This window comes from Belliella baltica DSM 15883 (genome assembly GCF_000265405.1).
Lineage (GTDB): Bacteria > Bacteroidota > Bacteroidia > Cytophagales > Cyclobacteriaceae > Belliella > Belliella baltica.
This window is the reverse complement of the sequence record NC_018010.1, coordinates 1,668,175-1,680,900: the sequence shown is the minus strand read 5'-3', so window position 1 is coordinate 1,680,900 and position 12,726 is coordinate 1,668,175. Positions and strand designations below refer to the sequence as shown.

General features: G+C 41.4%; 8 protein-coding genes. 3 read left to right on the top strand and 5 right to left on the bottom strand.

Going from position 1 to position 12,726, the window contains the following annotated elements:
- Positions 1-160: 160 nt before the first annotated feature.
- The 3 genes from tnpC to BELBA_RS07745 all read left to right on the top strand — a co-directional run bounded on the left by tnpC (position 161) and on the right by BELBA_RS07745 (position 2,615).
- Positions 161-1,603, top strand: coding sequence for an IS66 family transposase (gene tnpC / locus BELBA_RS07750; RefSeq protein WP_245531063.1), 1,443 nt, complete (start codon positions 161-163; stop codon positions 1,601-1,603).
- A 151-nt stretch (positions 1,604-1,754) separates the two neighbouring features.
- Positions 1,755-1,916, top strand: a complete 162-nt coding sequence (locus BELBA_RS19635) for a hypothetical protein (protein ID WP_014772174.1) — start codon at positions 1,755-1,757, stop codon at positions 1,914-1,916.
- 51 nt (positions 1,917-1,967) lie between these two features.
- Positions 1,968-2,615 (top strand): hypothetical protein, encoded by a 648-nt coding sequence (locus tag BELBA_RS07745; RefSeq protein ID WP_014772173.1) that lies wholly within the window; start codon positions 1,968-1,970, stop codon positions 2,613-2,615.
- Between the two features lie 410 nt (positions 2,616-3,025).
- On the opposite strand, the gene BELBA_RS07740 is transcribed toward BELBA_RS07745, so the two are convergent.
- Genes BELBA_RS07740 through BELBA_RS07720 form a run of 5 tightly spaced genes read right to left on the bottom strand, consistent with a single transcriptional unit; the run spans position 3,026 to position 12,516 of the window.
- A complete protein-coding gene (locus BELBA_RS07740; protein ID WP_014772172.1) occupies positions 3,026-4,063 on the bottom strand; it encodes a SusE domain-containing protein in 1,038 nt (345 codons plus the stop codon).
- A 15-nt stretch (positions 4,064-4,078) separates the two neighbouring features.
- The gene (locus tag BELBA_RS07735) at positions 4,079-5,692 is read right to left on the bottom strand and encodes a RagB/SusD family nutrient uptake outer membrane protein (protein WP_014772171.1); all 1,614 of its coding nucleotides are present in this window, start codon (positions 5,690-5,692) and stop codon (positions 4,079-4,081) included.
- Between the two features lie 34 nt (positions 5,693-5,726).
- Positions 5,727-8,672: a SusC/RagA family TonB-linked outer membrane protein gene (locus BELBA_RS07730; protein ID WP_014772170.1), complete on the bottom strand. Its 2,946-nt coding sequence runs from the start codon at positions 8,670-8,672 to the stop codon at positions 5,727-5,729.
- Positions 8,673-8,719: 47 nt separating this feature from the next.
- Positions 8,720-11,311, bottom strand: coding sequence for a glycoside hydrolase 5 family protein (locus BELBA_RS07725; RefSeq protein ID WP_014772169.1), 2,592 nt, complete (start codon positions 11,309-11,311; stop codon positions 8,720-8,722).
- Positions 11,308-12,516 carry a glycoside hydrolase family 53 protein gene (locus BELBA_RS07720; RefSeq protein WP_014772168.1) on the bottom strand — a complete coding sequence of 403 codons (1,209 nt, stop codon included), beginning with the start codon at positions 12,514-12,516 and terminating at the stop codon, positions 11,308-11,310. Before BELBA_RS07720 ends, BELBA_RS07725 begins: the two co-directional genes overlap by 4 nt.
- Positions 12,517-12,726 lie beyond the last annotated feature (210 nt).

The following is a 12,726-nucleotide window of genomic DNA, read 5'->3' as shown; positions in this document are numbered from 1 at the left end:
AACATTTTTTTATATAAAATAAGAGTAACTACTCAGGTACATTATTTACTGACCAATATTCAAGTATTTGGAGTCTTGTTGCCCTCTGTGGTGTATTGATGCGTATTTGTATGTGAATGTACGAAAATCAGCTTTAAAGTTGGTTTATCCACATTTTTTTGTGGGGAAAAACAGCGTGGATTATTGGTATTCATGGGATTATGTGCTGATATTCAGGAAACATTTCTATAGTATATTGGACCACAGGGATACGCTTATTCAGGAACTGATCAAGATGAACCTCCAGCTTATGGAGCAGGTCAAGTCTTTAAAATCTAGGGTATCCGATTTGGAAAATGAGCTTGCCCGTTACCGTAATCCCAAAAACAGCCGCAACAGCTCGGTTCCCCCTTCAAAAGACGAGAACCGCCCCAAAAAAAATCAGAGTCTCCGTCAGGATACAGGGCGCAAAACCGGCGGTCAGCCTGGACACAAAGGCCATACCCTTGAAATGACATCCTCCCCGGACATAATAGAAAACCACATCCCTTTATTCTGTACCTGCTGTGGTGGTGATCTGTCGGCGGTTCCAGCAGAACTGTCCTCCAAAAGACAGGTCCTGGATCTTCCTGTGATTAAAGTGGTATGTACCGAGCATAGAATCTTTTCCAAAAACTGTTCCTGTGGAGAAAAGATCAGTGGGTCATTCCCTGACAATATCAATGCCCCCATACAGTACGGGAGCGGTGTTGAAACCATTGTCGGTTATCTGCATGCCAGACAGTATGTTCCCTATAGAAGGATGAAAGAACTTCTCAGGGACTGCTTCGGTATTAATCTCAGCGAGGGGAGTATCGATAACATTATCGGTAGGTTTGCCCGCAAGTCTGCACCAATATATGCAAAGATAAAGACGGCAGTCTCTAAAAGTCCTGTGATAGGAGCTGACGAGACTGGGGCTAAAGTGGATGGAAACAAACAGTGGGTCTGGACTTATCAGACCGAGGAACTCACCCTGTTAGCTATATCTGAATCACGTGGACTTAAGGCGATGAATACACATTTTCCCGATGGGTTCGGAAAGGCAGTATTGTGCCACGATGCATGGAGGGCATACTTCAACTATTCGGAAAACCTGCACCAGCTCTGTTGTGCACATCTGCTTAGGGAGCTCAACTACATTGTTGAACGCTATAAATCTAAATGGGCTGACAGCCTTAGGGCCCTGTTCAGGGAAGCTATCTCACTGAAGAGAAAACTCAAAAAACTACCAGATCCAGAGAATAGCAGGAGTATTGCTTCCATTGAAGAGAAGATGGATAACCTACTCGCCCAACCTGTAGAGTCAAAACATAAAGAAGCAGTATCCCTACAAAAAAGACTCCTGAAATACAGAAAGTCACTTTTTACTTTTCTCTATCACCAAAAAGTACCACCGGATAACAATGCCTCTGAAAGAGCCATACGCAACATCAAGGTGAAACAAAAAATATCAGGACAGTTCAAATCCAACAATGGAGCTGAAAACTTCTGTGTTATAAGATCCGTCGTGGATACCCTGATCAAACGTTCGGGAAATATCTTAGAAAATCTAAATCATATAGCTAATTTACAACCTGAGTAGTTACAAATAAGATAATCTTGATGGAATTATTTATTTTCCAAATGCCATTAAAAATAAAATTTCAATTGGAATCAATGAATGGGAGAAGACCAAACCACCTTTCACTTTCAACTTGACTTTAATCTTGTTTTATCCCCAGAATTCAGAAAACATGGACGAATTAGAAGAACCTATAGGAACAAACCTACAAGATACTACCGGGAATTTATCATCATATCAGGAAGAAGTATATACAAGGTTATTCACTTTGATCAATGAGGTAAGGTCAAATACAATCCCTACCGAACTTACCCAAACAGATCTTGATGAATGACTTGGGATTTTTCTTGCAACTGTTGCTGCATTTGGTACAATCTTCACCTTTGTGAGCGTACACAAAGTCTACACTCAGGGACAAATAAACAAGCGGTTTCAAAAAATCATTTTCCAAGACCTTTTAAGGCATTATTATAGAAACTTTATAATCCTGAACACCTTAAAAATCAAGTTAGAAACTGCTGATTTTAATAGCTATCCATCTGAAGAACATATTTTGAAATTCAAATCATTACCAGAAGACTTACGAATAAACAAGTTTACAACATCAGGAAAAAATTATGACTCGTTACATGAATTTGAACTCCTTTTGAGAAATATAAATGTTGAAATTGATGTTTTTTTGGATCACCTTAAAAATAAAGATTTGAACAAAGAAATTAAATTGAGAGATTTCAATACAATGTTTTTTAAGTTTTCCATGATAGCTGAAAGGATAACTAGAATTCTAAAAGACTTAAAATACAAGGGTTTCAATTCAACAGAACATTTTTACGCCTATTTAAAACAGGTCAGCGAAGAAAATGCTAAAAGAAAAAAATCTGTCCCACCATCTATAGACAGTCAAAGAATGGAAATTGAAAGTAGAAAGGAAAACTTTTTCGACCAATTGGGTTTGGGCAAAGAACTAGACAATGACATAAAATTAGAATTCGATGTACTACAGCTTATACCTTTCTACCAAACTACTACATAATATATTGTAACAAACATATGGCTCAGCTAAACCTTAATTCTTACTTGGTTTTTTGACTAAATAAATAAAAAGTAAATCATAGATTTCTATTCTGCGGATCAGTGAATTTTAAATTCCAACTATTGACCTTTAAAGCCTAAATACTATTATAAACCTTAAACATATGATTATTCTTTGCAATGCAAATAATGTTTAGCACATGATAAGACTTAAAAAAAATCAGACTTTTGGATAAGAAATTCGGCCAATAGCAATTCTCAGGGCAGTTAAGTGACAGGAGGCCAAGAAAGGAAAATCAAAGAAAGTGATTCTTTTAAATATCCCTCTTTAGCCACCTGTTCACTTCAACAAACCAAGTCTATGATTTTATTACCACATCAGAAATTTCCAAACTTGTTCCTTTAGGCAAATCAGTCATTTTTCACTACTTCATAGCTGATCTCTCCTGGTATCTTCCAATCCATAGTAATGGTATAATTTCCATCTTCGGATATGGGAATGTCAGCACCATCCGGGTCCAGTATACCATCCAGACCGGTATCTCCATAATTGAAGGCCAAATCTCCGGCTCTGAATTTAAAATTACCTTCAACCAGATCAATGGTAATAGTCAGCACGTTTTCATCAGAATCAAAATCCATAGGAGTATCTCCGTCCCATCCCAATGGAGTAGCGTCACCTATTATTCCCCACCTTCTTCTTGTTCCGATTTCATAGGTAAGGCTGTTCAGGTCAACCTTTAACCTAAATGTTCCGAAAGGTTCTGAAATCACAAAGTCAGGACCGTCTCTTTCCAGAGTACCGTTTGCCCCACCATAATTTATATCCCAGTTGGGCTCTTCAGTCACTTTGAAAGCTCCCGAACCTCCCAGGATATGCACATAACCTTCAAAGATATTGTCATTATTTACTGAATAGATCACGGTATTTTCATTCTCGGGAGACCAACCTTGATAATCACCTGGCACAAACATTTTGGCAAACACCAATGCTTCGGAATATGGTGTAACTGAAATATTGGATACTGAAGAAAATACAGGTTCTACAGCATCTCCGACGCTGGCACGAACCCTGACATCCATCTGAATACTTTCATCAGGGTCATATCCTCTTCCTATCAACCTTTGGTTCAGGGAGGCTTCAGAAATACTTATATCCGAACCATTGGAGGTGCCCACGTCCAGAGGATTTTGGAACGAAGTGCCTGATTCAGCTAACTGAACGGTATAGCTCACTGCTGCGGAATACCCGAAATCTGCTGGATCAAAACTAAATACCAGATCCTGGGAACCTGTTTCTTCCGACAATACAATTGATTGCCCTGATGCCGGACTATTCAAAACCGGGATACCTGGATTATCTGAGATAACTGTCCTTTCTTCTTCTGTACAGCTCCATACTGCTACAGCTCCCAATAGAAGTAAGAATAATATATTAAGATTTTTCATAAGATTTCCCATTTGTTAATATCCTGGATTCTGTTGTAATGTTGGATTTGCTATCAGGTCTGCCTGTGGTAGTGGGTAAAGGTCTCTGAATTCAGGAACAGATGTACCTTCAAAGACTCCACCTTTCCACTGCCATATATAGGCTCCACCTGTAAACCTGCCATAACGGATCAAATCCGTTCTTCTAGTAGCTTCCCATTTCAGTTCTCTGGCCCTTTCATCTAAGATAAAATCAAGGTTAAGGTCACCTGAAGAGATATTTCCCTCTGAATTCCCGTAAGCTCTTTCTCTTAAAGCATTGATATAATCGAGTGCCTGTGATTCGGTGCCTCCTGAGCCTCCACGGAGAACCGCTTCGGCATACATGAGATAAGCATCTGCCAATCGGAATAATGGAAAGTCCACACTGACTTGGTCACTTACCGGACCGTCTGGCCTGTCTTCTGTGTCTCTGGTTATATTTCTGAATTTAAGGACTCCGTACCCATCCTGAAATGTGCTGATGGAAACAATATCAATCTGTTGTTCATCAGTATGGAACCAACCTCTGGCATCTGGGGTACCATCAGTTCCTGGATAAAGCCTTACGATTTCCGGTCTTGTCCGCATTCCCTGCCACCCCCCTGGAACACCAAAGCTGTAAAAGTTTCGCATGGTCCCTCCTATGGCTACATTGACAAGGAAAGTTGTTCCACCCCAAGACATGGTACTTGCCTGATCAAATGATATAGGGAAAATGATCTCAGGAGACTTATCATTATCTGCAAAGAAAAGGTGGTTGTAATCCGGCTCTAGTGAGTATCCGGCATTCAACACTTCATTTAGCTGGGCAATTACCTCAGAATACCTTTGCTGGCCTGTATATACTTCTGCATTGAGGTACATTTTTGCCAAAAGCATTCTTGCCGCAGCCTGATCTGCTCTTGCATACTCATTCTGTCCGGCCGGCACTAGGTTGGGTATGACATCCAACAATTCAGATTCAATGTAAGAAAACAGGTCTTGCCTATTGATCTGCTCAGGAAAGAAGGATCCAACGGCATCCTGCTCCGTGACGAATGGCACATTGCCAAATAAATCCAAGGCATGATAATAGCTCAATGCCCTTAAAAACCTGGCTTCCTCTCTGTACAGTCTTGCTGTCTGCTGGTTGGCCTCAGAAATACCTCTGCTATCAAGGTTCTCATCACTTAGCTCCCTGATAAACTCATTGGCCAAGGTAATCTGATAGAAAATCCTGTAGTACATGGCTGCAATAAAGCCATTGTCTGAAGAGAAGGTAAGGGTATTCAAAGTAGGAAGCCCTTCATCGTTCCAGGATATTATGGCTTCATCGGTAGGCAATTCCTGCAACTTCCAAAAAGCCCTTAAATAAGTAGATGCTCCTTCATCCTGTCCACCTATATCCCCACGTCCATCAGGGCCAGATTGTCCACTGGTTGCAAGCCCTGCATACATCTTGGCCAATACCTGTATGTAGTTATCAAAATCCTGATATACCTGAACTGAGGTAAACTCCCCGAAAGGTTCAAGGTCAAGATCTGTACATCCTCCGATGGCGAATATGGTCACCAGAAGTATTGCTGTCTTTTTGATAAATTTCTTTTTCATTTTTTCTGTCTTTTTCATGAATCCTTAATTCAAATTAGATTTCATGTTTAAATCAAAAACCAAAGTTTACTCCGAAAGAGAATATCCTAGGAAAAGGGTAGAAATTATTGTCTATCCCTCCCGGAATTTCCGGATCTATTCCCGAATACCCAGTAATCACAAAGGCATTCTGTACCGTGGCATTCACCTGAAGGTTGACCCTTGAAGCGAAGACATTTCCGAAATTATACCCGACGCTGATGTTTTCCATTCTCAAAAACGAGGCGTCTTCAAGGTAGTGGCTGGATCTCAGCCTGTAGTTTTGAAAATTCGTTTCCAAAACATCCGAAGTCATATTGATCAGATAATCAGGGAATCTTAGGCTTTGATAGGCACCATTCGCAGATCTGACATTGTTGTATACTGTCTGACCTATATTGCCTCTTAGCACAAATCCAAAATCCCAATTCCTGTATCTAAGCTGGGAATTGAACCCGAAAAAATACCTTGGATCAGGGAATCCCCTTCTGATGAGGTCCTGTTCATTGACTATTCCGTCCCCATTTTGATCCACATATACATTTTCCAGAGGAGCCCCATCTGTTCCATATACCTGCTCCCATACATAAAATGAGTTGGGCTGAAAGCCTACTGTCTGTACCTGGATCGTGTTGCCGGTTCCTCCTCCAATTGAACCAACAAGAATCCCAACTGCATCCTCTTCCACATTACTCAGGCTGAGGATATTCACCCTGTTGTAGGTGAAGTTGGCACCTATATCCCAATTAAGTTCATTGGTACGGACGACATTATATGTCAGGCCTGCCTCAAAACCATAACTTTCTATGTTCCCTACATTCGTGAAAAGCTGATTGGTAAGGTTGGTGCCTGCAGGAACAGGTATGACGGCAAGAAGGTCATTGGTCACCCGGTAATAATAATCCAGGCTACCATAAAACTTTCCATTAAAAAATTCATAATCCAATCCGGCATTGTAGGTTACTGTCTCTTCCCATTTGATGTTTCTATCATACCCTTCTGGCCTTAATGTGTTGAAGAAGTTATTCCCAAACCTGTACCTTGCCGCATCATCACTGAAGGTATATCTGGGAAGGAAAGGGAAAAAAGAGCCAATATCCTGCTGACCGGTCACTCCATATCCCAACCTTAACTTCAGGTCTGTGATGGCGTTGTTGTTGATAAGAAAATCTTCCTCACTTACCCTCCATGCTGCTGCCACAGATGGAAAAACTCCCCATCTGTTTTCCTGGCTGAATCTTGAAGATCCATCTGTCCTTAGTGTCGCGGTGAGGAGGTACCTGTCTTTTAGGCTATAGTTAACCCTTCCAAAGAATGAAATAAGCCTATATTGGGGTCTGGTTTCCACTCCAGCCGGTTCAAGTACTGTGCCTGCTTCATTTATTCTTGGAAACGCCGGGTTTTCTATCAGGAAATCCTGCCATGAATATCCTGCAGTTGCATCGAGTCTACCTGCGCTCCCAAAATCCTTTACATAGTTCAGGTAAAAATCCGCCAGTAGGTTTCGTTTATTCTGAGCATAATCCAAGAGTGAACCTCCTTCATTTACACCTGCTGCGGATGAAGATGGTATGACTACCCTTCCCTCACTTTGACTAATGTCATATCCAAGGTTCAAGTTGGCCCGCAATCCATCAATAAATGGCAGGGCATAATCCAGTTGTAGGTTTCCTATACTTCTTTTAACTTCACCTCTGTCATCCCTTTGCTCCAGCAAACCAAGTGGATTTCTTGGAGCCAAGGTCTGAGGGGAGCCATCTTCATTTAACCATTCCCAATACCCTCCAAAACCTTCAGGATCATAAATGGCCTGTGTTGGGTCAAAAATTGCTGCCGCCCCGATAGCTCCCTGATCAGCAAATTGGCTGTAGGAATAAGTACCTCTGACATTAAAGTTGATCTTCAACCTATCATCTAGCAATGAGGGGGTCAAGCTCAGGGCTGCCGTTGTCCTGTTTAGGTTATCTCTTCTTAGCACACCGTTCTGTTCCAGGTTTCCTACCGAAAGTCTGTACGGGATGTTGTTAATGGAACCACTTAAGCTTACATTATTGTCAATACTTATCGCATCCCTAAAGATCACATCCTGCCAGTTGGTACTTTCAGAGCCGATCAAAGCTTGTTGGGAAGGGGAAGCCTGTGCAGCTACCGCATCCCTATATTGATCAGCATTGAGGACATCTATGTTGTTGGCAATTTGGGAAACCGATACCAGAGAACTCACATTAAGACTGAGGTCCTGACCTTTTTTCCCTTTTCTTGTAGTGATCAAAATCACGCCATTGGAAGCCCTTGAACCGTAAATAGCAGTTGCAGAGGCATCTTTCAGAACATCAAAAGTTTCAATGTCATTTGGGTTGAGAAAACTTAATGGATTTGCTGCACCGGCCACTGAAGAATTGTCAAGCGGTACCCCATCAATGACAATCAATGGATCGTTATTGGCATTTAGAGAGGAGCCGCCCCGAATCCTTATCCTACCCCCAGCTCCCGGAGCTCCGGAATTGGGAGTGATCTGCACCCCGGCAATTTTTCCTGTTATGAGCTGTTCGGCATTAGTAACCTGTCCCACATTGAAATCTTCACGTGTCACTGAACCCACAGACCCAGTAATATCGGATTTCCTTTGCGTACCGTAGCCAATTACAACAATTTCATTCAGCTGGGCAGTTTCCGGATCCATGTTAACTGTAATGTCCGATTGGTTACCTACCCTAGCCTCCCTTCTCCCGTACCCTATAAAGGTGAATACGAGGATGTCTTCAGATGAATTTACATTGATGGAAAAAGCTCCGTCAATGTCTGTAATCACGCCTATGTCAGTTCCTTTAACAGTTACATTTACAAAGGGCATTTCTTCCCCTGAGTCACTGTCAAACACCTTACCTGTCACTGTTCTCTGCTGTGCACTCAGTTGCTGAGCAAACAGCGTCAGTAGCATGATTACTGCAATTTTGATGGCAGTAAAGTCTTTACGCATATTTTGTATATTTTAGGTTATTGTAATGATTGTATTCCATACATACTTCAGTCTGGCTGAATCCAAATCTTACCTATTTTTATCTGGTAAGCACCGTTACTTTCCATTTCTCCTTCAGTCTGGTCAAATTTTATCTGTAGCTTTTCAATATTATCCCAATTCAAAGATCCCCCGGATATCCTAGCTTTGGTATAAAGCGGCATAAAGCCGGGGTATGGCCTTGGCAACAATACTGCTTTTGTTTCTTTGAGATCATCCAGTGATACTTCATGCTTCTCCAGCTCCCCTGACAGATTCAACTCAGCCACATATGCCCTTCCTTCAGAATCAGTCAAGCCAATTTCAATGGTTTTGCTTTCCTTTCCTTCCACCTTAGCTTCCACGATTATTTTCGCAAACCCGGATACAACAGGGGCTCTGTTGTCAAGGCTTTCTTTGATAGAATGTTGGACTGCTATAAGATCATTTTTGGAGGGATTTTTCACCTGTAGCCCCAGCAAAAGATCTCCTGTTCTTTGTCCTGCTGATAAGGCAGTTGCAAACCCCGGATCATAATTAGGATGGTATTGAATATCCTTGTGATGTGCTGGGTCAAAAAGCAATACATCTGCTGCTTCCGAAGAAACAAAAACCTTGTACGGTTCAGGTATTTCAGAGTACCATTCCAGATCATCTTTTGAAACAGCTCCTGGGTATATCAGGGTATCATTTGCTGTTTCCACTTTAATCCTATACTCAAAGATCCCTGAAGAAAACTGATCTTTGTTGACCATGGCAACATATTTATACCCATTATCATGCTCCATTTTAGTTTCCATTATCCTGCCCTGTCCATTTCTATATTCCAAAACCACATCCATAGGATCATTAGAAAAAACAATGGCTTTGATATCGAGATCCCTAGAATCAAGAACCTCTTTAGGTGCTTGATGGAAGACATATACTTTTTGAAAGTCAGGATCCAGGGCTTTGAATTCCTTGATTCCAAGATTTCCGATTTTGGTATTTTCTTCAATTTCAAAATTTTCACCTTGAGCTAAGAGCAAATAGGTACCCGGTTTAATTTTAAACCTCCCACCCTCGACTCCGGTGGTAAAACTGTTCCCCTCATTTAAAGGTAAGACCTGAAAATCCTGCCCTAGCGCCTCAATAGACAATTGCATTTCATGGGTATCCCATTTGAGAACTGCTACATCCCTTTCGGGAGAAGTCCTCGCAAAGGGATCTCTTACCTGAGTGGCATCAGGGTAAACCTCCAATCTCCAGGCACCACTTCCCAATTTATCCAGAAAGTAAGCTCCAGAACCATGGTACCTGACAAGGTGGGATGATCCTGTACCTGCAATCTTCTTCAATTGCTCAGGCTTTGGGGCCACACTTTGGGTATGGCCTGTATATATAAATTCTTCATCAGAGATCCACTCACTGCTGTTTTCTTCAAAGCTTACAGATGCGTTTCCAAACTTATTGTTATCAGGGTAGTCCCCAAAACTTTCCCTAATTCCAGTCTGTGTAAATACTTTCGCGGCTATCATCATGCTAATGGCCTTAGGAGGGGTATAGAGCAGGTTTAGGTAATGTGTTTGATATTCCGTATTGTCATTGGCTATATGCATGGGGTCATAGGCAAATTGGGTTGCCCATTGAAAGCCAGCTTCCCTGAAACTCCTGGCCATTGCCGGGTACATATAAGGCCCCATTATATCGGCTGCATCAAATTCATAAACCATAAGTGGCTTGCCTGAAAATTCCGGAATAGAGTCAAATGGAATGGTGTAAGCATTAACATGATGAAGGTAATTTTCCTTTAATGTCCTACCTGAAACCAATCCAGACGGATACCACTGAAAGCTAAAGCCATCAGCTTTGGATCTGGCCACAGCATCAGCATAAGAAGGATTCTGAGCAATGTTATAAAAAATCGGCTTAATAAAACCGGCCTCTTTGACGGCATGGTAAAGGCTATTGATGTAGGAGGTAACACCTTCTGCTGAACCACTATGGGCTGGCTCATTGTTGATTTCCACAGCAATTATTGCGGGATCATCTTTGTAGGCTATTCCGGTATAAGGGTTGACATGGTTCAAAAACTGCTTTAAATAGTTTTCTTGGGCCTTGATGGCTTCCTGATCTGTGGTCAGACGGGATCTTCCATAATAATGTGAAAATCCAGGAGTTTCATAGTTAGGTTCAGGGTAGCCGTTACCCCAAAATGCTATGGGTGTGATGATAGCCTTTATATTTCTTTTCTTTAATTCTGCCAATAGAAAATCAAAAAGGCGAAGGTGTTCATTCTCTAGTAAGTTCCCCTCGACATCGGAAATTTCAGTATCCCAAACATGAACCCGGAAGGCTGAAAAACCAAGCCTTGCCATATGATAAACATCTCCGGTAATACTTTCCTCAATGTTAATTTGTTTCCTGGTCAAGGCCCTGAATCCATAAGCAAAGGGAGAGGAATAGTTGACTCCAAAAAAGGAAGCTTCCACACCATCACTTTCCCATACAAGAAGTCCCTCATCACTTATCCTCACAATATCCTCCATTCTATTCTGGTTTTGGGAATACCCCGGCAGAACCTGAAACAGCAAAGCAGGTAAGAGAAAGAATATAGGTACTATCTTCTTAATATCATTCATGGATTGATTTTATATTTATTATTCAACAAATTCACATAATCAGCTCCATCATGGAGATTCCCTTCAAAGTCAAAAAAAGCACAGTTTTCCCAGGACGAACCTGTTCCCCATAAATCTTTCATATCAGAAGATATCCATCCTGGCTCCCAATAGATGATACCCAAGCCACCTGCATTGATCATACTTTCGGACATACTAACCATGATTTCTCTTTGTCCCTCAATGGTATAAGGAAAGCCGGGAAGAGGAGCTTGTCCCCCAAAAATATTAGTATAGTCATCGTTACCTTCCAAAGTCCAGGGATAGGCGGTTTCCAGCATCATTATATCCTTAGCGAATCTTGATTTGATACGGGAAACAGCACTTTCCAACTGGGTGAGGGAAATCGTGGTATGCCATAAAGGATAATAGGAAAAGCCAATAATATCAAAATCCACTTCATTGGGCGATCCGGTAAAATTTTCAAACCACCAGTCCAGATTTTCGGGATCGGCCACATGAAAAATAACTTTGGTTTCGGAATGACCGGCAGCATCATGAACGGCATTTACAGCAGCTTTTGCTACTGATTTAAAATTCTGCCAGTTCCCCTCACAGACGTTCAGCTTCGGGAAGTTCTCCGGTGCATCGGTAAATAACATACCGCAGTTGGTTTCATTACCTATCTGAACATATTCAGGGAAAAGGCCTTTTGATCCTAGATATTTCAGGGTCTTGTAGGTATATTGATAAATGGAGTCCTGTAGTACTTCAAGACTTTCTATTTCCCTCCATGCTGCTGGAATTTCCTGTCTTCCAGGATCAGCCCAAACATCTGAATAGTGAAAATCAAGGAGAATTTCCATTCCTTCAGATTTTGCCTTACCTATGGCCGATTCGACATCCTCTAAGTCATTGTATAAAGGTGTTTCCCGTCCATAAATTTCTCCCGTCCATAGTGGATTATGCCAAATTCTAAACCTGGCCAATTGTGTTCCGGCTTCAGCAAATATCCTGTAGGGGTCCTGTTGTTCTCCACCTACACTGTAAATTCCTCCGTGATCCAGGATTTGGTTGAGATAGGAAAGATCTGCGCCAAATAAAAAATCCACTTCCTGATCATGCGGTTCCTCCACTTCAGGAGTTTGTCCAGTATCTTGATCACATGCCGTGCACAGCATTGCAACAAAAAGAACAAAATAAAAAGCCTTTTTTATTCCGGTCATTGGGTTTGGGTATTTTGGGTTTGCTTTCCTGACAATAGTCTTGGAAAGTAGATACTCAAAAGTACTTTTTATTGAGACCAAGCATCGATTCAAATCGTACAGATAATGACACAAATCATTCAGAGCTGAAAAAAATGCTGATTTTTCACTTCAAAAGACTTATTATTAACCTTGGATCAAGGAGAGAACAATTCGAAAAATTCAAGATCC